This is a genomic window from Priestia sp. YIM B13491, from assembly GCF_042787605.1.
GTDB classification, from domain to species: Bacteria; Bacillota; Bacilli; order Bacillales; family Bacillaceae_H; genus Priestia; species Priestia megaterium_E.
Genome location: NZ_JBHZOR010000002.1, coordinates 707,379 through 729,525 on the forward strand (window position 1 = coordinate 707,379; position 22,147 = coordinate 729,525).

Here is a 22,147-nt window from a genome sequence, read left to right on the forward strand (position 1 = left end):
ATCAGCAGCGCTAATATTACACGGATGGCACAAGAGAACGCTTTAAGAATTGAAAAAGTTCTTCCTTCGATTGTTCAAGTGTGACATCTTGCTCTCGCCCGATATAAAAAAGTTCCGCAGCATTTTCAATCAAATTGATCATCGTTTTAGCTGTCCATTTAACGTTAAGCTGCTTAATGACTTCTTCCTTTCTAACAGCCTCGTTTAATACCTCTTCAAACCAGTTGTAATAAGGTAAGTAAATAGCTTCCCATGTTTCTAATGAATAGTCAAAAGCGAGCCCTGAATAGCATAAAACAAGAACATCTCTATATTCATCTGTTGTTTTATACGTTTCGTCAATCATTACCTCTAATGTACTTAAAAAATTTGTTGCTGTTTTAGCTCTTTCTTTAATTTTTTCAAGCGACAAAGAAAGTAAGTTTTCTGCAATAGCAGGAACAAGGGCATTTTTGGATCTGAAATAAAGATAAAAAGTTCCTTGAGCTACGCCTGCACGCTTTACAATGTCTGAAATTGACGTTTTATCAAGCCCCTTTTCAGATATAACTTCAATCGCTGCCTGTAAGATTTTATCGTATTTTTCACTTGTGCTTGTAACCAACTCTTTCCCTCCACCTATAAAATGAATGACTTTCATTCATTTTACTACAAGCAACCAAAATTACGCAAGATAAAATTTTCTGAATCTTTAAATTTAATTAAAAATCGGCCGTATACCGACTTCAAAAATATTTTTTTATTTTATCATTTTACCCTCGCTTTTTTTATATGTCTCACTGTTATTTCTCTTCTTTTGACAATCCAAAATAAAAGCTGATATAACGCTCTTCAAGCAACTATTCTTCTGAAAAAGTATCTTTATTAGAAAGATACTTTTCTGCGTTTATTTATAAAGCTTTATGACCTAATTACTCTTCACTTAAAGTTGACGGAGTAAAAAAAAGAGTGGTAACATGTAAAACTGATTCTACAGTCACTTATTTTATCCATTTATTTCCCATAATTTCTCTTAACTACAATGTACATTTTTAGTTAAAAATAACTTTATAACGCCGAAAAATCACCCACTCTATTTCACATTTTATATTTTCTATGTTTACTACCTAAAAAAACCGGGTATACACTTCGTTGTGTTTAGCATCCGTTCTACATATCAGTCAGATTGATTTAAAACTTTATAAAGGAGTTACATTGCATGAAGAAACTATTGTTAATCAGTATGATTTGTTTTCTTCTAGTTATTACTTCGGCTTGCGGCAACGGTAATGGCGCATTTAAAGATAAAAAAACCATTACCATCGGCATGAATAACTATACTGAAAACATCGCCTACACATACGTATGGAAACAGATTTTAGAAGATCGAGGTTATAAGGTTAGAACTGTTTTCTTAGAGAAAGCCGGTGTTTGGGTAGGAACGGCCAATGACGACATTGATATTTCGTTTGCACCATGGCTGCCTACAACAGATGCGCCTTTTTACAAAAAGTATAAAGATCAAGTAAACATCGAAGACCCTTGGCTTAAAAACGCGCGCTTAGGATTCGCAGTTCCCGCCTATATGAAAGATGTGAACACAACGGAAGACCTTGCTAAGGTTGCTTCTGATGTCGATAACAAAGTAATTGGAATTGACCCAGGCTCCAGTATTAATGGATTAGCCGAACAGGCGTTAAAAGATTATAACCTTAAAAGCTATACGCTTGTAAAATCGTCTGAGGCAGCTATGCTCAGTGAACTGCGCAAAGCCTATGATGCCAAAAAACCAATTGTTGTTACTATGTGGAATCCTCACTGGGCTTTTGCAGACTTTGATATCAAATACTTAAAAGATCCTAAAAATTCGTTTGGAGACCCTGACAACATTTACACAATGACAAGCAAGGAATTTAAAAAGACAAATCCTCAAGTCATAAAATGGATGAATAATGCACAGATGAATGATAAATTAATCAGTCCTCTTCTATCACAAGTTGAAAAATCTTCGAATCCTGAAGAAGCAGCGCAAGAATGGGTAAAAAAGCATAAAAAGCTAGTTGACAGTTGGACAAAAGATTAATGGACGTAAAAGAAAACAACAATTGAGGTGGACATATGGAACACGTAAAATTAAAAGTACAAAATATAACCAAAGTGTTTGGTAAGAATCCGTCAAAAGCGATTGATTTACTTCAAAAAGGAAAAACAAAAAAAGAAATTCTAGAAGAAACAGGAATGACAATAGGGGTTAATCAAGCAAACTTCGAAATCAAATCCGGTGAAATCTTCGTTATTATGGGCCTGTCTGGAAGTGGTAAATCCACTTTAGTTCGTATGTTTAATCGCCTTGTTGAACCAACATCTGGATCCCTTATTTTGGACGGTGACGATGTAGTAAAAATGAACAAAGATGAACTCCGCGACATGCGCCGAAAAAAAATGAGCATGGTTTTTCAAAACTTTGCCCTATTCCCTCACCGTACGGTTCTTGATAACACAGAATACGGACTAGAAGTTCAAGGTACACCAAAAGCCGAACGTGAAAAGAAAGCAAAAGAAGCGCTTGAATTAGTAGGTTTGAAAGGGTACGAAAATCAATACCCTGGTGAACTGAGCGGCGGTATGCAGCAGCGCGTCGGGCTGGCCCGAGCACTTGCCAATGACCCTGATATTTTATTAATGGATGAAGCATTCAGTGCACTAGATCCGCTTATTCGTAAAGACATGCAAGATTTCTTACTGGAGCTTCAAGAAAAAATGGAACGTACAATCATTTTTATTACCCATGATCTTGATGAAGCTCTTCGAATCGGAGATCGCATCGTTTTAATGAAAGACGGCAGTGTTGTTCAGGTAGGAACACCTGAAGAAATTATGACAAACCCTGCCAATGATTATGTTGAGCGCTTTGTGGAAGACGTTAATGTAGCTAAAGTATACACAGCTGAAAGCGTGATGAACCGTGCCGAATCTATTACCGTAGACCGAGGTCCGCGCGTGGCTCTTAAAATCATGCAAGAAGCTGGTTATTCAAGCATCTACGTCGTAGACAAGAAAAAAACTCTTTTAGGAGTTGTAACTGCAGATGATATTAGCCGTGCCATTAAACAAGATAAACTGACAGCAGACGTATTAGATACGGATATTCCAACTGTTACAACAGATACGCTACTAGAAAACTTGTACGACAAAATGGTTATCAGCCGCTTTCCGCTACCGGTTGTAGATGAAAACCATCGTCTGCGCGGCATCATTAAAAAAGAACGAGTGATTGAAGCACTCGCCGGTACTGATAGTAATGAGGTGAACGTAAATGAATAGTATTCCTAAAATTCCCGTTGGCAATTGGATTGACCATTTTGTCACGTTTTTAAATGATAATATCAAAGGTTTTTTTGATGTTATTTCAGCTATTGTCGATGGTATTGTAAGTTTTATTGTACTAGTGTTAACTTTTCCACCAGCATTAATTTTAATCTTAATTGTCGGAATCATTGCTTGGTTTTCAAGTAAAAAATGGTCATTTACTATTTTATCAATGATTGGCCTGTTATTTATTCTTAATCTTGGCTACTGGCAAGAAACCATGGACACACTAGCCCTCGTTTTAACAAGCGTACTGATTTCGATTATAGTAGGAATTCCGCTTGGCATCTGGGCATCTCAAAGCGAAAAGACGGCTCGAATTATTACGCCAATCTTAGACTTTATGCAAACAATGCCCGCATTTGTTTATTTGATTCCAGCACTTTTCTTTTTTGGAATCGGTGTAGTGCCAGGTGTTATCTCATCTGTTATCTTTGCAATGCCTCCGACGATTCGCTTAACGAACCTAGGTATTCGCGAAGTACCCGCTGACTTAGTAGAAGCAGCAAATGCCTACGGTTCAACAACAAAACAAAAATTATTTAAAGTACAGCTTCCATTAGCTACAAAAACCATCATGGCCGGAATTAACCAAAGCATCATGCTATCTCTTTCAATGGTTGTTATTGCCTCTCTTGTAGGTGCTCCGGGACTTGGTGCGGAAGTATACCGTGCAGTTTCTCGACTTGAAGTCGGCACGGGCTTTGAAGCTGGAATTTCAATCGTTATTTTAGCGATTATTTTAGATCGTATTACGCAATATTTTGGAAATCGTTCAAACCAACGAGCATAAGTAAAAAAAGAAGCCAACTCCGGTGAGTTGGCTTCTTTTTATTTATTTTTGTAACACGCTACAAAGATTGCTTCCCCTTGAAACGATTCAATTCTTTGTTGATTCGTTTTGATGTCAAAAAACTGCTTAAATCCCCTTGGTATATTCAGCATATATTGAGTAAGCTCATGCTTTGTCTCTTCCGGAACATTCATCATCCCGCACCAGTCATCAAATAAAAAGCGCTTTGGAAAAGTTGTCAGCACTTCTGTACGGAACCCTTGCATTTCAAGCATAGAAAGCCACTCTGTTTTTTTATAAGCACGATAATGGCTTGGATCTCTTGTCTTTTCAACTCGATTATAAAACTCGTCATAAGCATTCACTTCCGGTGCTACATTATCAATGAGCAAGAACTGTCCGCCTGGCTTTAACACTCGGTATACCTCTTTGATGAACTGTTTAATATTAGGAAAATGGTGAGGTGCAATTCTGCACGTTACCGTATCAAACTCGTCATCTTGAAATGGCATATCTTCAGCATCTCCTTGAACAAACGATACATTTTCATGACCATTTTCTTTAATAAAGCCTTCAGCACTTTGCAGCATTTGAGGAGTTAAGTCAAAAGCCGTTACTTCTTGAAAAACAGGTGCTAGCTTATTTGCCACGTGTCCTCCTCCTGTTGCTACATCAAGCAGCTTTCCTCCTCTATTTTCTTCAGCAATTTCCGCTAAAACAGCTAAATCTTTGCCTTTCGCATGACCTTTACTTTTGACGTACTTTCCAGCATTCCCCCCGAACTGACTGACCACCATTTCTTTATTACTCATCTATTCTCCCCCCATTTTCCTCTTTAAAACTCTCTGTTACTTTGCCTAGTGCATTCACATATTTATTAGGAAACGTGTGAATGTATTCTTTTTCTTTCTCCCCATTGATGAAACATGCGAAACAGCGGAGGAAGAAGCAGCCAAATGGTTAAAATTCGAAGTACTTGGACGGCTACTACCAACGTCGAATCAGCTTGCAGTACAATTGATGTAGTCGCCATTTCTGCAATGCCTCCAGGAGCAAACGCTAAAATAGACGTAATAAGCCCGATTCCAGTTATTTTGGAGACGAGTAGTGCACAAACAAACATAGCAGCAATTAAGCCGATTGTATTAATAAGCGCAACAACTATAATTTTTTTTACGCCGATAAACATTTCTTTATGAAAGCGAGAACCAATGCTTGACGCGATAAAAATTTGCGATAAAATCATCACAGAATGAGGCCAGTATGCTTGAAGATTATAGCCCGCGTACGATGAAGCAGCTGTTTGAACAATCGCAACAGTAAGCATTCCCCCTACTAACCAAGGAGCAGGAAATTTTAGTTTTTTTCCTATATAATAGCCTACTACTGCTGTAACGATTAAAACGCCTGTCCATAGCAGTGATTCCCACCCAAAAATACTTAGAGTAGCTGCCACTGCATGCCGACCTGTATTACTTCCCCAATAGACCACAAATAAAGGAACAGCAAGCACAACTAAAAACACGCGCATTGTTTGAATGATGCTTACAACTGCCGTATTAGCCCCTACCTCTTCAGCCATGCCTGGCATTGCGCTCATTCCTCCAGGAGTCGTGCCGAAAAAGCTTGTTAATAAGTCTGTGGAACTGAACTTCCATAGCAAATAACCGGATAAAAGAGAAAAAACAACGGACAGCAAAAGCATGATCGTAATGGTGGACCAGTGAGATTGAAACGTAGTTAATACAGACAAGTTAATCTTTTGACCTAATTCAATCCCTAAAATACACTGTCCTGCGTACAGCCAATATTTTGGAATACCTTTTTTGCTTGTTTGAGATAAAAAACGCGGCTTTCGGAAAGCTAGAATAGCAGCTAAAATGAGGGTCCCAAGCATCCAGCCAATGGATAAACCTGTTAACGATAAAAGAAATCCTCCGACGCTTGTTAATAAAATAAAAAATATAGATTGTAAAAAAATAATTCTTGCGTTCATATCTACTTCCTTCCTTCTACAAGGCTTTTCTTTCTTACACCGAACATTCTTCTTCTTAACTATAGTATAATTTTAGAGATAATTAAAATATCGAAATTTTATTATAAACCATTCATTTTTTTTATTCCTGGAGGGGTAGTATGGACGATCGAGATTGGCTTATTCTACAAGTGTTGTATCGAGAAAAAAACATTACAAAAGCAGCCAAGGAGCTGTTTATCTCTCAGCCTGCGCTTACGCATAGACTGCAGCAGATGGAGAAGGAATTTCATGTTCAGATTGTGAACAGAGGACGCCGCGGCGTTCAATTTACACCGCAGGGGGAATATTTAGTGAAGTGCGCAGAAGAAATGCTGCTCACGCTTCAAAAAATAAAAGAAAATGTGTTAAACATGGATGATCAATTAACCGGTACTTTACGTCTAGGAGTGTCTAACTTTTTCACTGACTACAAGCTACCTGGACTATTACGGTTATTTAAAGAGCGATTTCCTGACGTTGAATTCAAAGTCACCACCGGATGGAGCAGTGACATGGCTCACTTACTTTATAAGCACGATGTTCATATTGCGTTTGTAAAAGGTGATTATAACTGGCAGGATCAGAAAGAGCTGCTTTTTAAAGAAACGATTTGCATTGCGTCTGCACAGCCTGTTGACATAAACAACCTTCCCAATATACCTCGAATTGACTATCACCAAGATCGTTTTTTAAAAACATCTGTTGATAACTGGTGGGCTGAAAATTACTCTCAGCCTCCCCTTGTCAGTATTGAAGTGGATAAAGCAGAAACATGCAAAAAGATGGTTGTAAACGGACTCGGTTATGCGATTTTGCCGAGTATGCTGCTTGATGACGCAGCAGAGATTTACAGATACACGTTAAAAACAAAAGACCAGCAGCCTTTAACGCGCAGTACATGGATGTTTTATCATGAGGATTCATTAAAAATTAACATCGTAAAAGCTTTTATTGAGTTCATTCAAAACTTGGATTTAAAAGATGTACACTGATAGAAAGAGGTTGAAACAAACGTAGTTTAGCCGAAATGAAAAAATGAACCATTAATCAAAATGTTTGATTAGTGGTTCATTTTTTGTTGTAGTAAACATAGGTTTCATCTGTTTCGTTCCTTCTAGCAGTTGATTGTAGGGCAAGACGAAGACTCCTGCGGGAAAAGCGGGACAGGTGAGACCACGCAGGAGCGTAAGCGACGAGGAGGCTCATCGCCCGCCCGCGGAAAGCGAAGTCTTGCACGGAAATCAACTGCGGTGTCTAAAGCAGTTCAGCTCATATATCCCATTTGTTCATCTTTAGATTAGATTCATTTCGTCATGCCTCAACCTTTTCTTTATCATGTCTACTCGTCATTTGTTCCGCCCATTAAGTCAGAATACAGCTTGCTTTGCTGTTCAAGAAAGACTTTAGCACCGCTGCTATTTTTATAAAAAGAGGTTAAATCGTTATCTTTAAGCAGCTGTTCCCATTCTTTTGTATGAACCATTTCATACACTGTCTTATTCCAATATGCTACCTGCTCTTTGGTCATATTAGGCGGTCCCATTAGACCTCTCCAATGGCTAAATGTTACGTCAATTCCCGCTTCTTTCCACGTTGGGATCTCTTTTAACTCTTCTAGCCTGCTGGGAGAAGAAACGGCGAGTATTCTTACCTGCCCTTGTTCATACTGCTTTTTTACTTCTGATAATGACATAGGTGCTACATCTAGCTGATGATGAACGAGCGCATCGATCACTTTATGACTGCTGTTGTAAACGAAGAACTCAAGCTTGGAAGAGTCTACGCCTGCTTTTTTATTCAGCTGCATGAACGATAAATGATCGTCGTTTCCTAAGCGAGGTGATATTCCTACTTTCATGCTGGATTCACTTTGATTTAACGTGCGTATGAGCTGTTTTAAATTATATATAGGAGAGTTAGCAGGAACTACGATGACCTCCCATTCAGATGTTAAAATAGCGAGCGGAGTAAAGTCTTTATAGGTTAATTGACTTTGCCCTAGCAAATTATTTGTAATCAGCAAACTGGAATTTCCGGAAACAATATTCCCTTCTTTTCTCTGTTTAATATATTTCCATCCTTCTTCACCTTGCCCGCCTATTTTATTACTAACAGAAACGGGTACCTTCACAATCTTCTTTTCCGTTAGCACTTGTTGAATGGCTCTTACTGTTGCATCTGCTCCTCCGCCTTTTGCACCGGCTGCCACAATTTCAATTTCCCCCATATCAATACGGTCTTTTTTAGAGGGAGAAGAACAGCTAACAAGCAATACACTTATAAACACTATCATGAGCTTTTTGATCATATATACCATCCTTCAAGGCTAATGCTACGCTAAATAGTACTTGCGCTCCGGCCGTCCAATAATCCCATAATCATACTCAACGTGACATTCACCAGTTGATACTAGATACTCTAAATATCGTCTAGCTGTCGTTCTAGATACTCCCATGTGTTGCCCCATCTCTTCGATCGTAATTCCTTTGATGCTTTTTAAAATGTCTTTTGACTTTTGTAACGTGATACCATCAATACCTGAAGGAAGAGATTTATCCGCTTTTGGCTTTGTTCTGACATGTCCAAAGTACGCATCAATAAATGATTGATCAACTTCTTCACGCGTACTAAACAGTTCCTTTTTCTCTTGATACTGTTTAATAGCATTAATGAAGGATTCCATCATAACCGGCTTAATCAAATAATTAACGACGCCGTTTCTCAAACAGATTTCTACAATGTTTTTTTCGGTGGCAGCCGTTACCACGATAACGTCAACGTGTGGAAACTGCGCTCTGATTTTTGGCAGTAAATCTGTTCCCATTTCATCTGGCATATAGATGTCTAAAAGAAGTAAATCAACTTTCTTCTCCTTTAGCATTTCAAGCGTCTCTTTTGCATTCAACGCTTTACCTACAACTTCCACACCATCTACTTCTAATAAAAATCGCTCTTGAACTTGAGCAATTCGAAAATCGTCTTCTGCAATTGCGACTCTTAACATTTCGACTCTCCCCTTACTTCTCATGATTCAGTTTTTTGGAAGGTAAACTGAAAAAATGGCTCCTCCTTCTGGCTGATTATATACTTCAATAGATCCTCCAAGCTCATCTACCATTTTCTTTATATTTGCCAGTCCGTATCCTCTGTCTGTACCTTTGGTTGAAAAACCTTTTGTGAAAATTTGATTTAGTACTTCTTCTGATATACCAGGTCCGTTATCCATCACTTCAATAATTAAATCATGACCAATATCGGTAATAAAAAACGACACTTCTTTTTCAGACTGCTGACTCACTGCTTCAAATGCATTATCAATTAAATTCCCAATAATGATAATGAGATGAGAAATTTCAATATGTTCTGGGAGCGTATCGAGTGTACTCTCCGAATCAACCGAAAAGTGAATTTTCTTTTCAGATGCTTTTCCAATCTTCCCAAGCAATATTGCTTGGACTTTAGAATCTAGTATCTGATCAAATAGAATACGATTTTGTGTTTGGTGTACGGCTGATTCTTTTTGAATAAACTCAAATGCATCTTTGTACTGCCCTAACTGCAGCAAACCCGACAAAACATACAGCTTATTCGTAAACTCATGGGTTTGAGCTCGTAAATCCTCTGAATACTTTCGTACTTCTGAAATCGTATTGATTAAGCTTTTTAATTCTGTCTTATCACGAAAACTAGCGACCACTCCTACAATTCGCTGATGTTCAATAATAGGTGTTAAGTTTAAGATAAACGTTTTTTCATTCAAAAAAATCTCTTGGTCGCTTCGGGCTATTCCCGTATCTAGCACTTCAATCATATTCGTATAAGGAAATACTTCAATGATATGATGATGTAAATATTCCGTCTGTAGTCCTAGCATATTTTTAGCTGATGTATTCATCATCGTAATAAAGCCCTGATGATCAATAGCAATAATTCCTTCTTTTATCGACAGTAAAATCGCATTTCGTTCACGGTATAAAGAAGCGATTTCATGGGGCTCAAGACCGAGAGTATCTTTTTTGATACTTTTAGCTAAAAAAATACCCCCGATCATACCAAGCAATAAAACAGCTAGTGAAAATAGGATAATTTGCTGAATGCGCGTAATGAGCTGAGCATGAACATGAGACTTTAAAAACTCAACCGTCACTACTCCCACGACCTCCGTATACTTTCCGTGACTGATAACAATAGGCGCTTTCCCCATAATTGCAGGACCTGTGGTTCCCTCTCCGTCAAGCGTATAATATCCGCCAAACAGCAGTGCTCTATCGTTAACCGCCTCTTTGTTTTTCTTTCCTATCCATTTTTGATTAGAATGAGAATAGATGAGTTGCTCACGGTTTTGAACCACAATACTTGCTGCTCCGATTTGTTCCCTCACTTGCTCGGCAAGCGGCTGAATATAGCGACTCGGCTGTTTTTTTTGAAAAGCAGCTTTGACTTCCGGCATAAATGATATTGATTTGGCTGCTTGAAGAGCCAGCTGCTCGGCTTGCCTTTTAGATTCTACAAACTGCATGTAAGAGAAAATACTCGCTAAAAGAACAATAACAGTTATGATTAATGCTGCGGATAAACCTACGATTTTTGTTTGCAGCGATACTTGAAACCATTTTTTCATTTCATCGCACCTTTAGCCTTTACCTTATAGTTCTATTCCTCTTTTATTTTATCAAAATTTTTTGTATATCCGCTCCTTATTCCAAAAGCTTTTTAGACAAAAAAACTTATCAATCCCAAAAGCGGAATTGATAAGTTTTTAGGTTCATGATCTTTACAGCGTAATAACTCCTGTAATAATAGCTACTAAAAGCATCACCATCGCTGTTCCAATCGTCCACTTTAAAGTAAAGCGCTGGAATTCACCAAGCTCGACTTTTGCCATACCGACCAATAGATACGTAGAAGCAACTAAAGGACTTAGTAAGTGAACAGGTTGACCAATCAATGAAGCACGGCCAATTTCTGCAGCATCAATACCGTATGCTGAAGCTGCTTGAGCAATAATTGGTAAAATTCCATAGTAGTAAGCATCATTTGACATAAAGAACGTAAATGGCATACTTGTGATGGCTGTAATCACAGACATGTAAGGCCCTAACGCATCTGGAATTAATCCTACTAAACTATTACCCATTGCATCTACCATTTTTGTACCTGATAAAATGCCTGTGAATACGCCTGCTGCGAATACAAGAGATACAACAGCAAGTACATTACCGGCATGTGCTGTGATACGCTCTTTTTGAACTTCTAAATTTGGATAGTTAATCATGATAGCGATTGCAAATCCAATCATAAACAGGATTTGAAGCGGCATAACTGCTGTGATAAGTCCTACTAATAATAGAGCTGTTAAAGCAAAGTTTACCCATAAAAGCTTCGGACGCTTGTACTCGATTCCTTCAGCAGCGGCTGCTTCTGCAAAAGCTACTTGAGCATTTGTAACGTCTTGAATATCAATAACACCTAAGCGCTGGCGCTCTTTTTTCCCGAAATAGTAAGCCGTAAATAATAACCAAACAGCTCCACCAATCATGGCTGGAATCAGTGGTGTGAACACCTGTGAAGCATCTAACTTCAATGCGCTCATCACACGAGCAGTAGGTCCGCCCCAAGGCGTTAAGTTCATAACTCCACTGCCCATAATAGCGATACAGGCTAAAATCATAGGCTTCATGTTTAGCTTTTTATAAAGCGGAAGCATCGCTGAGAGCGTAATCATATATGTTGTTGTTCCGTCTCCGTCTAATGAGATAATAAGAACTAAAATAGCTGTACCAATTGTGATTTTTAGTGGATCACCTTTTACGATTTTTAAAATTCTTCCTACAACTGGATCAAACAAACCAGCATCAATCATAATCCCAAAATATAAAATAGCAAACATTAACATAACGCCTGTAGGTGCTAATTCTTTTACACCATTTAAAGCCATTTCTCCAATATCACTTGTGAATCCCCCTATGATTGCAAACAATACTGGAATAACCATTAAAGCAATAAGCGGCGTTAATCGTTTTGTCATAATTAGAAACATAAATGTACAAACCATCAAAAACCCAAGAATAGCTAACATTATTACCCCTCCTATTTTTGAATCCGCTTTCATAACAGTGGAAGCGATTCGTTTGTATGTATGACTCGCATATGTATGCCAGTTCGTCTATACGATTACAACATCGCTTGTTCACTATTAAGTTGTACCTTAAAACTTTAAAATTTTCTGTTTTTTCTTAAAATAATCATAATTTACAGAAGGGTATAGTGTAAATAATTCGTACTATAAAAACTTTTAAAACTTTATGGGTAATTAAATCCTTTTTGTTCATTGGAAGAATAAAAGAAAGGAAGAGGAAAAAAGATAGGAAAATAAAAAACGGAGAGAGAGGAACTATTCTCGTGAATTATTCAATTTGAACTCTAAGAGAATAAGCTCCAGAATGAGGAGTTTTATTCCATTGAGCAAGAGACTCCTCTAAAAATGGAATGTTTTTCAACTTCTTTGTTTGGAACTTTTCTATTTTTGAATATTTCTCTAAAGCATACGTATTAGCAAACATTTCTTGCGTTCTATTTCCTTCTTTTAAAAGCGTTCCATTTGTCATACGATCCACATGATGGCCTAATTCATGCAGAATGATAAAAGCAAATTGATGAGGCTTTTTATTTTTTGTTGTATCGATAAAGACAATAGGACATTCCGTTACTGTATATTTAATATAGTCAATTTCAAACTGAAGTTTGCGCTTATCTTTTGGAAGGTTATCATTAAATTGGCCATAGTACACGCCTAGCACATCTTTCCCTTGCACTTTTACACTGCCTAAGCAATACACGCCTTTTAGCCCATCCCAGTCTTTTTCGTCTGTTACATTAGCAATTTCCTGCAGGGCGGCTTTTTGCTTCGCACTCATGACTCCATGAAACGTTACGCCATGAATTTGGATTTTTTCACTACGCTTAAACATCTTCTTGCCTCCTTTGCTAAATTCCTTCTACAACATATTATTTAGCAATAAGTATATTCATTCACAATACATGGTTAAAAACATGAAGTTAATGTCAAGATTCCCGTTTTGATGTTTTTTAACCCTGCTTATATGCTGCTTCGTTTATTTTCTATTTTTACTATATTACATATGTAGCCATTAATAAAATATCATTTTTTTATGATTTATCATTACTTTTTTTTATTTCTATTTTTGTTTATCGATAATCTGAAGCCTCCGTATCATTTTTAAATTTAAAACCATTGCTATATAAAGAAAAGGATAGCAAAAAAACGAGTATAGCGTCTTCCATTCGTTATAATAAAACACTTCTGTTTGGGCAGAAATGTATTCAAACAGGGTTGTAAGAATTACCCACACTGTAATATATAAAGCTTTTTTAGCCAAACTCTTGCTCTGTGGATAAAAATTTAAAAATACACTATTCGTTGCAGGATAAACAAAAATAAAAATTAAAAGATATTCAAAATCTACTCCTTTTGTGAAGAATCCATAAAGATCATATTTAACATCAAGATATATATCTGCTACCGATCCTAAAAACATGACAAACAAAGAAGTTGTATACATTTCTATCCAGCTGATACGCTTTGGCATAACTAGTACACTCAAAATAGAAATCACCGTTGTAAGAATTAAGAGCACCACGCTGAGAACCTCGTTTTCTATAGGAGATAGAAACAGCTTTCCCATTGGATATTAAATTCATTCTGAAGGCTAAAAAATTAAGACTTCGTAAAAAAAGAGATTGAAGCATAACGAAGTCAAGATAATCTAAATACGAACTGAGATAAATGTTTTGGACTGCTTGGCACACCGCTGTTGATTTCCGCGCAAGACTTTGCTTTTCGCGGGCGGCCGCTGAGCATCCCCGTCGCTCATGCTCCTGCGGGGTCTCATCCATTCCACTTCACCCCTAGGAGTCTTCGCTTTACCCTCTAAACAGCTAGAAGCAAATATATATAATCTACGTTCACCATCACAATAAAAAATCCGAACGAGTTGGATTCTCTATCAAGAATCTCAATTCATCGTTCGGATCTTCTTTCAACTGAACTACTTTTGTTTCAGCTTCTTTTTGTTAACGAAAGGAAATGATGCAAGAACCAAGCTCTTGCTGTCCCCATTTAAGTGAAAGCTCATCATGATGAGTAAGCGGACCTACTCCCTCAGGTGTACCTGTAAAAATAAGGTCTCCTTTATCAAGACCAAAATGTTTTCCTGTAAAATCAATAATCGTTTGTAAGTCAAAAATCAAATCTTTAATATTCCCCAGCTGCACGCGTTCATTGTTTTTCACTAGCGAAAAGTTTTTCTTCTTAGATGCTTCTACTCCTTCAAATGGAATAAAGTTTCCCACAACCGCTGAATGTTTGAATCCTTTTGCAAGCAGCCAAGGGTGCTTTTTTTGTTTTAATTCGCTCTGCACGTCTCGAAGAGTCAAGTCTAATCCAATCGTCATCTCGTCAACGAGTTCATCCACTGTTATGCCTTCTTTGTAAGATTGTCCAATATGAAGAATCAGTTCAGTTTCAAAGTGCACCTCTCCTTGGTCGCTAGGAAGAGTGATTGATTGTCCAGCTGCTTCAACGAGAGCGTGAGTAGGTTTGGAAAATAAAAAAGGTGATGTTGGAATATCATTATGTAATTCTTTTGCATGCAGTGCGTAGTTTCGGCCTACACAATAAATATTTTTAATATCTTTCACTTTCATCATCCCTTCTTTCGTTCAAATAAAGATTTTTTAACTTATATTCTTTTATTTTACAAGAAAAAAAGACTGGGACATAATAAAATGAATCTACTCTAAAGACGGAACATGGGGATAAATGAGCTGAACTGCTTGTGACACCTCTGTTGATTTCCGTGCAACAGCTAGAAGGACCTGCCCACACGAAGCCTACGTTCACCAGGACCATAAAAAAACACGAACGATCTATCAAAAATAGATCGTTCGTGTTTAACGTTAGCGAAACAACTTTTCTCACATTCTCTTTCTTTCAATCTGTTATTTTCTAGCCCATTTTGTAATGCCTTTGATATCATCTGGAGTTGTACGGCAGCACCCTCCGATTAACTGAGCACCTGCTTCATACCAGCTGTGAGCGCTGCAGCCATACGTTTCGCCAGCAGATGTCCCGTTCCATGTTTTAGATTCAGCATCATAATGCTCCCCTGAATTTGGATACACAATGACTGGCTTATCCGTTTGAGATTTAATTTCTTTAATAAGTGAAGAAATATATTGAGGCGGCGTACAGTTAACTCCAAGAGCCGCTACTTGCTCATAAGAATCCAGATAGCGTGCACACTCCGAGATTAATGTTCCGCTGCTAATGTGCAGGTCATCTTTTGCGCTGAACGTAATCCATGCGTACGCTCCTTCAAACTCTTGTAGCAGCCTCGCAATAGCTCTTGCTTCCATTACATTAGGAATAGTTTCACAAGCTAATACGTCCGCTCCTGCCTCAACTAATGCTTTCATACGAGGACGATGAAATTCCATTAACTCTTCTTCTGTTACGTCATACTGTCCAGTATATTCCGATCCGTTTGCTAAAAATGCTCCGTAAGGCCCTACCGAAGCGGCGACAATTGGTTTGGGACGATTAAGACGATTCTCTTCTTGGTGCCAAAATTCATCTCTTGCTTCAGCCGCAATTTTTACAGATGCTTGAATTAACTCGCGAGCCTCTGCTTCACTCAGTCCACGTTTAGCAAAACCTTCAAATGTGCTTTGATAGCTTGCTGTAATCGCACAGTCAGCTCCTGCTTCAAAGTAATCTTGATGCACTCTCTTAATCAATTCCGGCTGCTCCATCAGCACTTTTGCAGACCATAAGCTGTCGTTTAAATCACAGCCATATCTTTCAAGTTCAGTTGCCATTGCACCATCTAGTACAATCACAGGGAATGTATGTAAAATTTGTTGGATAGGATTCATTGTTTAATCTAGGGTTGTCCACTAGCAGTTAGCTTCGATTACCCTATCCTCCTTTCAGATAATTTAAAATATATGCAAAAAAGTCTAAAGGACTAGGCAACTTTTGTCAAGAAACCGAAAAAACAAGCATGGATTTATAACCAAGCTTTTTTTAACCGCCTTATTCCTTCTTCTATTTCTTCTCTCCTCAAACTTCCGAAGCCTAACAAAATATGAGGTTTTTGTTTAGGTACTTCCGTAAGCCAATAACGAGAGGTACCGTAGACGGAGACATCTTGCTTTCGAGCTGCGTTAATTAATTGCTGTTCGTTCATATCGTTGTGTACGCGTACAAGTATATGCAAACCTGCCAATTCACCTGATATCGTAATGTTTTCGTTAAACTCTTTCTTTAAAGCTGCTAAAAGAGTACTGTGTTTCAGTTGATAAGCAGTTCTCACTCTTCTTAAATGCTTATTCCACTCTCCATTTTTCATTATCAGCCCGAGCGTCTGTTGATGGAGAGTTGGAACAGCTTGCTCGTATAAAGAGAAACGTTGTTCATGATATGTTTTTAGAAGAACTTCAGGTAACACAAGGTAGCTGATTCTTAAAGAAGGCATAAAAGATTTTGAAAATGTACCTGTATAAATGACGCGACCATTCGAATCCAAGCTTTGCAATGAAGGAATAGGACTTCCTTTATAACGAAACTCTCCGTCATAATCGTCCTCGATAATAAACCCATTGCAGTCATTCGCCCATTCAAGAAGCTCTATTCTTCTTGAAACAGGCATGATCATTCCATATGGAAACTGATGAGATGGTGTAACATAAACAGCTCGTGTTTGGCTATCATAAAGCTCTTGAATGTTTATGCCTTTGTTATTAAGCGACACGGTTTTTAAGGAAAATCCATGCTGCTTAAATACAAAGCTAGCCCCGTCATAACAAGGATTTTCAAAGGCAATATCTCTGATGCTTTGCTTTAACATCTGCGCTAATAAACTGAGTGATTGCTGCGTACCTGCTCCAATAACAATTTGATGTTTTGAACAAACCACTCCTCTTGACTGATAAAGGTACGTCGCAATTTCTTCACGCAGTGATTCTTCTCCTTGACTTTCTTGATACGTGAACAAAGCTTCTCTATAAGTTTGAAGACTTTCATTGTATCGTTTTTTCCACTCATTCAAGGGAAACAAACGGCTATCAACTTTTCCATACCGAAAATCATAGGTACACGACTTTGTTTCTGAGTGAGGGTGTAAAAATACAGTCGGCTTTCTATCTGTTTGCAGTAAATCAAACCGTGTATTCGTTACGTACAGTCCACTTTTGGGCTTGCTTTCTACATACCCTTCAGCTAAAAGCTGCTGATAGGCCATATCTACAGTATTTCGACTTACGTTTAAGTAAGCAGCAAGAGACCGGATAGAAGGCAGTTTGTCATTCACTTCTACCCTGCTGGACACAATTTCTTTTTTTATATATTCATATAGCTGGTGATACAAAGGTATATCATCCTTGCGGTTTAATAAAGGTGTGAACTTCACGCTAGCTCCTTTCATCTGTCCCTATTTTATTTTTCAAATCTGGCTCTTTTAGAGGAGATGCATTTCTTTTACTATAAGTGTAGATCATCTGATTAAAAAGGAGAAGATTTAATGACTACTATTACAATTCGTCAAGCTAATGCTGCTGACATGGAAGCACTTATTTCATTAATGAACGAATACATTGTTGATTTTTACAAGCGCCCTCAGCCTACCAAAAAGCAGCTGAGAAATTTGATTAATCACTTGTTTCACCATCCGGATGCTGGCGTTCAGTTTATCGCGACTCAAAATGACGAGGCAGTAGGTTTTTCAACGCTTTATTTTACATTTAGCACCACGCGTGTAAAGCCTGTAGCGATTTTAAATGACTTGTACGTTATAGAAAAAGCAAGAGGACAAAAAATTGGCGGAAAATTATTTTCTACTAGTCACCAGTATACAAAAGAACAGCAGTATGCAGCTATGTCTTGGGAAACGGCTCGTGATAATACAAGAGCCCAAACGCTTTACAGAAAAATGGGCGGAAATGTAACGAACGATGAATGGATTCACTACGACATTTCAAACAATATTTTATAATATTCTTCCATCCATAAAGTTTTAACACGTTCTTAACACTCCTTTCATAAATGTGTTTTATGATGAATACGACAAATAAATCAGTTTCTGTATGTATTTGTCACATTCTCTGTTAAAGTTTTCACAAAGTGTTCAAACTTTAAGTGAAAACGCTTTCTATTTTTGTGTATAATAAAAATATGCAAATGAAAATGAATGTTACAGCTCGTTAATCATACACATTTTAAATATGGAAGGAGTTTTGAAAATGATTTTAAAAGCATTAAGAAAAAACGGGGCCGTTACAATTAACTATTATAAAAACGGTTTGCTTCAAACGTTTAAAGGAAAAGTACAGCGCCTAGATTTAACAGACCAAACGCTTTCATTAAAAGATGAACAGCAAAATACTTTCTCTATTCGCTTATCGGGAATTAAAGAAATTTATTGATGAATAGTTTACAGTAAAAAAGAACATGATGTTCATTCTGCTTTGCAGAAGTCATCATGTTCTTTTGATTTTAGCTTTATTTAGCTGGTGTTTCTGTTTCTTCTTTCCCGTACATATATTTCGAAGGGTCGACTGTTTGGAAATCCTTCAGCTTGTGGAAACGAAGTAAGTCTCCATAAAGAACCTGATCAGATAACTCCAGTTCTTTCGCTACCTTCTGTTTATAAGCTTTCATTTGATTATTTTCGTTAAGCGCTTGGCCCGTCTTAGAATCATAATACGTTCCATCCACTAATGTATACTTCGGAGATACGTAGTTGCCATTACGGAATGCCACTACATCATCATGATTTTTAGAAAATAAATCTGTACCAAATTGGATAAATTCTTTGCTGTCAATTCCTACTAAATGAAGAAGAGTTGGCACAACGTCAATTTCTCCACCGTACGTATGATTAACTCCGCCTTTCACTCCAGGAACGTGAATAAATAGAGGTACACGCTGCAGCTGAGCATTTTCATAAGGCGTAATTTCTTTTCCTATTACTTTTTCCATTGCCGCATTATGATTTTCAGAAATACCGTAGTGATCTCCATAAATCATAATCACAGAATTATCATAAAGCCCAGAAGCTTTCAGTTCTTGGAAGAAAGATTGCAATGATTCGTCTAAATAACGAGCCGTTTGGAAATAACGGTCAACTGTTGCATCGCCCGTGTTAGCCGGCTGGATGCTTGCCTCATTGTTTCCAAGTAAAAATGGAAAATGATTTGTTAACGTAATTAAATGCGCATAGAACGGCTGTGGTAAAGACTGCAGCATTGGAACAGATTCTTTAAAGAACGGTTTGTCTTTTAAGCCATAATTAATTTTATTTTCACCCGTCATATTGTAATAACTTGCATCAAAGAACTTATCCACACCGAACTGCTTGTAAATTTCGTTACGGTTCCAAAACGTCTTATAGTCTCCGTGAAGCACAGCGCTCGTATAGCCAGCTTTTTGATCTAAAATAGCTGGTGCTGCCTGATACGTATTGCTTCCTTTCAGTACAAAGGCAGAACCTTGAGGAAGGCCGTATAGAGAGTTGTCCATCATCAGCTCAGCATCTGATGTTTTTCCTTGTCCTGTTTGATGAAAGAAGTTATCAAAATACGTAAAGTCATTTCCATGGGCCAATGAATTTAAGAAAGGTGTCACTTCCTGGCCATTTAATTTGTAATCAATTAAAAAAGACTGAAATGATTCCAAATGAATTTTAATAATATTTTTCCCTTTAGCTTTTCCAAAATAAACGGAATTAGGCTCCGCATAGTGACTGTTTTTAAAATTAACGACGTTTGTTAAATCATTGCTGCTTGCAAAAGCTCGCTGTTTAGAGTTTTGAGCAGTTTGAACACCGTCATACATCGTATAATTATATGCCCCTAAATACTTTACTAAATAATTGCGGTCAAAAGTTCGAGATAGAAGCTGCGGGCGATCAATTTCTGCTAATGTTAAGTTGACAGAAAAGACCATGAATCCTAAAGAAAGAATGGTTACAGCATTCTTAACCGATACTTTTTCATTATGCCAGTCAATTTTTTTACTAAAAAAGAAGAAAAAATAAATAATAAAATCAACAAAATAAAAAACATCATGCGCTTTTAATAAATCCATAATGCTTCCGCCCATACTTCCTGCATTACTTGTCTGCAATAGTGTAGGAAGCGTTACAAAATCGTTAAAAAAACGATAATAGAGAATGTTGCTGTATAACAGCAGCGTCATAATGAAACTGCCTGCAAGAATCCAAGCTCCTGCTTTCTTTCCTTTAAAAAATAAGCCGATTCCTAAAAAAATCAGCACTGAACTCACAGGGTTTATGAATAGCAGCATTTGCTGCATTACGCCGCTTACGCCTAAATTAAATTCAGTTTTATAAGCCACATACGACTTTATCCACATTAAAACAGCGGCTAATATGAAATAGTGCAGCGGCTTAGAAACGATTCGCTTCATTTTGATTTTCCTTTCTCGATTAGTTTATGAGTAGATTCACAAAGAACATATAGAAAACCTTTATCATTATACTCATAGAAAATGAAAATTAAATGAAATCCTAGCCTTCACAACTATAGATAGATTCTTTAAATTCATCTACTAGTTTACCTAATACCCATAAATAAATAAACTAAAATCACCTTTTTTATCATAAAACCCCTTATCCCCTCATATACTGTATTCTGTTGCAACACCCGTACTGCAAACTTGTGCATTTTTTCACAATTTATCTACAAACTATTCTCATCTTGCTGTATAATAATAATTCTGCCTTGAGCATTCTTCAAATTCTTATGCTTAAACCACAGCTTTCTTTTCATAACAGATGCACACATGAAAGGAGATGAATAAATGATTTTAAAAGCGTTAAAGAAAAACAAACATGTAACCGTGAATTATTACGAAAATGGCCTGCTTCAAACCTTCAAAGGAAAAATCCAAAATTTAAACCTAACCGACCAAACCCTCTCCCTACGAGATGAAAAACAAAATATTTTTTCCATTCGTTTGTCTGGCATTAAAGAAATTTATTAACAAAAAAGATCCTGAAGAATTCTTCTAGGATCTTTTTTGTATTTTTTATCCATTAGTTATTGAAAAATCATCCAATTGATGTTAAATTAACTTTACATAATGTTAAATCAACTTAACAAATTTATTAAAAAGTCAGCGGGTGATCATATTGACTCTTATTAATCACGTAAAAGAGCTTAGAGCTAAACATGGATATACGCAAGGAGATTTAGCTGAAAAAGTTGGAGCCACTCGCCAAACCATTGCAGCTATTGAAAAGGGAAATTACGTTCCTTCCCTACTACTTGGTTTAACAATTTGTGATGTCTTTCAATTAAAAATGGAAGATGTTTTTACACTTCAAAAGGAGGAGAAAAATGTTGAGTAATGTTATTAAATCTTATTTGTTGAATGTAGTGTCCCTGTTGTGCGTAGGTTGGTTTTTATATGATTTTTTAAGCCTAAATATTCAATTTAGTGAAGTTATGACCGACCCTGAACCTCCGTGGGAAATTACTATGTCTATAGGCTCTTTTGCTTCTTTAATTGTTCTTTTAATTGTCTCATTTTTTTACTACCGCGCCCGTAAAAAGACGAAGAACGTTTCGCCTTTATTATTTCCGTTTGAATTTGCAGAAGAAGATGAACGTGAAAAGATGATAACAGCAGAAGCTTGTAAAAAAGCCTTTGTTTTCCTCCTATTTTCTATTCCTATAGGTGCTATATTAATAGCTTTTTATCCGCTGTTACCTAATTCTTTTAGCTTCTATCCCATTGCCGTTCTTTTGCTTCTTTCTCTTGTACAGTTAACGGTTTATTACGTATCAATTAGTAAGATTTATCGGTGATTAAAAAAGGGTTGTTCTAAAAAGAACAACCCTTTTTTAATCTAATAATTCACTGAATTCCCCCACAAAAATAATCC

Annotated in this window: 23 protein-coding genes; 10 read left to right on the forward strand and 13 right to left on the reverse strand. The window is 37.1% G+C overall.

The window, feature by feature from the left end:
• Nucleotides 1–16: 16 nt before the first annotated feature.
• Entirely contained in the window at nucleotides 17–604 is a 588-nt protein-coding gene (locus ACFX4E_RS09625; RefSeq protein ID WP_080781636.1) for a TetR/AcrR family transcriptional regulator, read from the reverse strand.
• Between the two features lie 594 nt (nucleotides 605–1,198).
• Between ACFX4E_RS09625 and ACFX4E_RS09630 the strand changes: the two genes are divergently transcribed.
• From ACFX4E_RS09630 to ACFX4E_RS09640, 3 genes are read left to right on the forward strand one after another with little or no spacing between them, the layout of a single operon-like run.
• Complete coding sequence (locus ACFX4E_RS09630) at nucleotides 1,199–2,062, forward strand: glycine betaine ABC transporter substrate-binding protein (protein ID WP_028407590.1); 864 nt, start codon at nucleotides 1,199–1,201, stop codon at nucleotides 2,060–2,062.
• A gap of 35 nt (nucleotides 2,063–2,097) precedes the next feature.
• The gene (locus tag ACFX4E_RS09635; protein ID WP_028407589.1) at nucleotides 2,098–3,303 is read left to right on the forward strand and encodes a quaternary amine ABC transporter ATP-binding protein; all 1,206 of its coding nucleotides are present in this window, start codon (nucleotides 2,098–2,100) and stop codon (nucleotides 3,301–3,303) included.
• Entirely contained in the window at nucleotides 3,296–4,141 is an 846-nt protein-coding gene (locus tag ACFX4E_RS09640; RefSeq protein WP_013081885.1) for an ABC transporter permease, read from the forward strand. Before ACFX4E_RS09635 ends, ACFX4E_RS09640 begins: the two co-directional genes overlap by 8 nt.
• 38 nt (nucleotides 4,142–4,179) lie before the next feature.
• On the opposite strand, the gene ACFX4E_RS09645 is transcribed toward ACFX4E_RS09640, so the two are convergent.
• Nucleotides 4,180–4,953 (reverse strand): class I SAM-dependent methyltransferase, encoded by a 774-nt coding sequence (locus ACFX4E_RS09645; protein ID WP_028407588.1) that lies wholly within the window; start codon nucleotides 4,951–4,953, stop codon nucleotides 4,180–4,182.
• A 65-nt stretch (nucleotides 4,954–5,018) separates the two neighbouring features.
• Nucleotides 5,019–6,137 carry an AbrB family transcriptional regulator gene (locus tag ACFX4E_RS09650; RefSeq protein ID WP_377237352.1) on the reverse strand — a complete coding sequence of 373 codons (1,119 nt, stop codon included), beginning with the start codon at nucleotides 6,135–6,137 and terminating at the stop codon, nucleotides 5,019–5,021.
• A gap of 140 nt (nucleotides 6,138–6,277) precedes the next feature.
• Between ACFX4E_RS09650 and ACFX4E_RS09655 the strand changes: the two genes are divergently transcribed.
• Complete coding sequence (locus tag ACFX4E_RS09655) at nucleotides 6,278–7,150, forward strand: LysR family transcriptional regulator (RefSeq protein WP_013055563.1); 873 nt, start codon at nucleotides 6,278–6,280, stop codon at nucleotides 7,148–7,150.
• A gap of 129 nt (nucleotides 7,151–7,279) precedes the next feature.
• A complete protein-coding gene (locus tag ACFX4E_RS09660; RefSeq protein ID WP_081731996.1) occupies nucleotides 7,280–7,459 on the forward strand; it encodes a hypothetical protein in 180 nt (59 codons plus the stop codon).
• A gap of 38 nt (nucleotides 7,460–7,497) precedes the next feature.
• On the opposite strand, the gene ACFX4E_RS09665 is transcribed toward ACFX4E_RS09660, so the two are convergent.
• The 9 genes from ACFX4E_RS09665 to pdxR all read right to left on the reverse strand — a co-directional run bounded on the left by ACFX4E_RS09665 (nucleotide 7,498) and on the right by pdxR (nucleotide 17,650).
• Complete coding sequence (locus ACFX4E_RS09665) at nucleotides 7,498–8,466, reverse strand: tripartite tricarboxylate transporter substrate binding protein (RefSeq protein ID WP_025749762.1); 969 nt, start codon at nucleotides 8,464–8,466, stop codon at nucleotides 7,498–7,500.
• Nucleotides 8,467–8,490: 24 nt separating this feature from the next.
• Nucleotides 8,491–9,162 carry a response regulator gene (locus ACFX4E_RS09670; RefSeq protein WP_028407585.1) on the reverse strand — a complete coding sequence of 224 codons (672 nt, stop codon included), beginning with the start codon at nucleotides 9,160–9,162 and terminating at the stop codon, nucleotides 8,491–8,493.
• A gap of 27 nt (nucleotides 9,163–9,189) precedes the next feature.
• Nucleotides 9,190–10,779 carry an ATP-binding protein gene (locus ACFX4E_RS09675; RefSeq protein ID WP_028407584.1) on the reverse strand — a complete coding sequence of 530 codons (1,590 nt, stop codon included), beginning with the start codon at nucleotides 10,777–10,779 and terminating at the stop codon, nucleotides 9,190–9,192.
• A 153-nt stretch (nucleotides 10,780–10,932) separates the two neighbouring features.
• The gene (locus tag ACFX4E_RS09680; RefSeq protein WP_028407583.1) at nucleotides 10,933–12,237 is read right to left on the reverse strand and encodes a CitMHS family transporter; all 1,305 of its coding nucleotides are present in this window, start codon (nucleotides 12,235–12,237) and stop codon (nucleotides 10,933–10,935) included.
• A 328-nt stretch (nucleotides 12,238–12,565) separates the two neighbouring features.
• The gene (locus ACFX4E_RS09685) at nucleotides 12,566–13,129 is read right to left on the reverse strand and encodes an ImmA/IrrE family metallo-endopeptidase (RefSeq protein WP_377237351.1); all 564 of its coding nucleotides are present in this window, start codon (nucleotides 13,127–13,129) and stop codon (nucleotides 12,566–12,568) included.
• A 228-nt stretch (nucleotides 13,130–13,357) separates the two neighbouring features.
• A complete protein-coding gene (locus tag ACFX4E_RS09690) occupies nucleotides 13,358–13,783 on the reverse strand; it encodes a CBO0543 family protein (protein ID WP_176528180.1) in 426 nt (141 codons plus the stop codon).
• A 469-nt stretch (nucleotides 13,784–14,252) separates the two neighbouring features.
• Nucleotides 14,253–14,885 carry a fumarylacetoacetate hydrolase family protein gene (locus ACFX4E_RS09695; protein WP_028407580.1) on the reverse strand — a complete coding sequence of 211 codons (633 nt, stop codon included), beginning with the start codon at nucleotides 14,883–14,885 and terminating at the stop codon, nucleotides 14,253–14,255.
• A 294-nt stretch (nucleotides 14,886–15,179) separates the two neighbouring features.
• Complete coding sequence (mmuM, locus tag ACFX4E_RS09700; RefSeq protein WP_028407579.1) at nucleotides 15,180–16,115, reverse strand: homocysteine S-methyltransferase; 936 nt, start codon at nucleotides 16,113–16,115, stop codon at nucleotides 15,180–15,182.
• 134 nt (nucleotides 16,116–16,249) lie between these two features.
• The gene (gene pdxR, locus ACFX4E_RS09705) at nucleotides 16,250–17,650 is read right to left on the reverse strand and encodes a MocR-like pyridoxine biosynthesis transcription factor PdxR (protein ID WP_377237349.1); all 1,401 of its coding nucleotides are present in this window, start codon (nucleotides 17,648–17,650) and stop codon (nucleotides 16,250–16,252) included.
• 111 nt (nucleotides 17,651–17,761) lie between these two features.
• Here pdxR and ACFX4E_RS09710 point away from each other — a divergent pair, with 111 nt between their 5' ends.
• Nucleotides 17,762–18,232: a GNAT family N-acetyltransferase gene (locus ACFX4E_RS09710; protein WP_098333799.1), complete on the forward strand. Its 471-nt coding sequence runs from the start codon at nucleotides 17,762–17,764 to the stop codon at nucleotides 18,230–18,232.
• 229 nt (nucleotides 18,233–18,461) lie between these two features.
• Nucleotides 18,462–18,662 carry a YolD-like family protein gene (locus ACFX4E_RS09715; protein ID WP_074893948.1) on the forward strand — a complete coding sequence of 67 codons (201 nt, stop codon included), beginning with the start codon at nucleotides 18,462–18,464 and terminating at the stop codon, nucleotides 18,660–18,662.
• A 76-nt stretch (nucleotides 18,663–18,738) separates the two neighbouring features.
• Here ACFX4E_RS09715 and ltaS read toward each other — a convergent pair whose 3' ends face one another.
• Nucleotides 18,739–20,667, reverse strand: coding sequence for a lipoteichoic acid synthase (gene ltaS / locus ACFX4E_RS09720; RefSeq protein ID WP_098248642.1), 1,929 nt, complete (start codon nucleotides 20,665–20,667; stop codon nucleotides 18,739–18,741).
• Between the two features lie 393 nt (nucleotides 20,668–21,060).
• Here ltaS and ACFX4E_RS09725 point away from each other — a divergent pair, with 393 nt between their 5' ends.
• The 3 genes from ACFX4E_RS09725 to ACFX4E_RS09735 all read left to right on the forward strand — a co-directional run bounded on the left by ACFX4E_RS09725 (nucleotide 21,061) and on the right by ACFX4E_RS09735 (nucleotide 22,070).
• A complete protein-coding gene (locus ACFX4E_RS09725; protein ID WP_013081871.1) occupies nucleotides 21,061–21,243 on the forward strand; it encodes a YolD-like family protein in 183 nt (60 codons plus the stop codon).
• 148 nt (nucleotides 21,244–21,391) lie between these two features.
• Nucleotides 21,392–21,610 (forward strand): helix-turn-helix transcriptional regulator, encoded by a 219-nt coding sequence (locus ACFX4E_RS09730; protein ID WP_013081870.1) that lies wholly within the window; start codon nucleotides 21,392–21,394, stop codon nucleotides 21,608–21,610.
• Nucleotides 21,600–22,070 carry a DUF2178 domain-containing protein gene (locus ACFX4E_RS09735; protein WP_013081869.1) on the forward strand — a complete coding sequence of 157 codons (471 nt, stop codon included), beginning with the start codon at nucleotides 21,600–21,602 and terminating at the stop codon, nucleotides 22,068–22,070. The genes ACFX4E_RS09730 and ACFX4E_RS09735 overlap by 11 nt, the downstream gene beginning before the upstream one ends.
• Nucleotides 22,071–22,147 lie beyond the last annotated feature (77 nt).

Coding starts and splice junctions, on each gene's coding strand:
- ACFX4E_RS09655 (WP_013055563.1), top strand. CDS start 6,278: ATGGACGATCGAGATTGGCTTATTCTACAAGTGTTGTATCGAGAAAAA.
- ACFX4E_RS09710 (WP_098333799.1), top strand. CDS start 17,762: ATGACTACTATTACAATTCGTCAAGCTAATGCTGCTGACATGGAAGCA.
- ACFX4E_RS09665 (WP_025749762.1), bottom strand. CDS start 8,466: ATGATCAAAAAGCTCATGATAGTGTTTATAAGTGTATTGCTTGTTAGC.
- ACFX4E_RS09630 (WP_028407590.1), top strand. CDS start 1,199: ATGAAGAAACTATTGTTAATCAGTATGATTTGTTTTCTTCTAGTTATT.
- ACFX4E_RS09635 (WP_028407589.1), top strand. CDS start 2,098: ATGGAACACGTAAAATTAAAAGTACAAAATATAACCAAAGTGTTTGGT.
- ltaS (WP_098248642.1), bottom strand. CDS start 20,667: ATGAAGCGAATCGTTTCTAAGCCGCTGCACTATTTCATATTAGCCGCT.
- ACFX4E_RS09675 (WP_028407584.1), bottom strand. CDS start 10,779: ATGAAAAAATGGTTTCAAGTATCGCTGCAAACAAAAATCGTAGGTTTA.
- ACFX4E_RS09725 (WP_013081871.1), top strand. CDS start 21,061: ATGATTTTAAAAGCGTTAAAGAAAAACAAACATGTAACCGTGAATTAT.
- ACFX4E_RS09685 (WP_377237351.1), bottom strand. CDS start 13,129: ATGTTTAAGCGTAGTGAAAAAATCCAAATTCATGGCGTAACGTTTCAT.
- ACFX4E_RS09695 (WP_028407580.1), bottom strand. CDS start 14,885: ATGAAAGTGAAAGATATTAAAAATATTTATTGTGTAGGCCGAAACTAC.
- mmuM (WP_028407579.1), bottom strand. CDS start 16,115: ATGAATCCTATCCAACAAATTTTACATACATTCCCTGTGATTGTACTA.
- ACFX4E_RS09645 (WP_028407588.1), bottom strand. CDS start 4,953: ATGAGTAATAAAGAAATGGTGGTCAGTCAGTTCGGGGGGAATGCTGGA.
- ACFX4E_RS09670 (WP_028407585.1), bottom strand. CDS start 9,162: ATGTTAAGAGTCGCAATTGCAGAAGACGATTTTCGAATTGCTCAAGTT.
- ACFX4E_RS09680 (WP_028407583.1), bottom strand. CDS start 12,237: ATGTTAGCTATTCTTGGGTTTTTGATGGTTTGTACATTTATGTTTCTA.
- ACFX4E_RS09715 (WP_074893948.1), top strand. CDS start 18,462: ATGGAAGGAGTTTTGAAAATGATTTTAAAAGCATTAAGAAAAAACGGG.
- ACFX4E_RS09650 (WP_377237352.1), bottom strand. CDS start 6,137: ATGAACGCAAGAATTATTTTTTTACAATCTATATTTTTTATTTTATTA.
- ACFX4E_RS09640 (WP_013081885.1), top strand. CDS start 3,296: ATGAATAGTATTCCTAAAATTCCCGTTGGCAATTGGATTGACCATTTT.
- ACFX4E_RS09735 (WP_013081869.1), top strand. CDS start 21,600: ATGTTGAGTAATGTTATTAAATCTTATTTGTTGAATGTAGTGTCCCTG.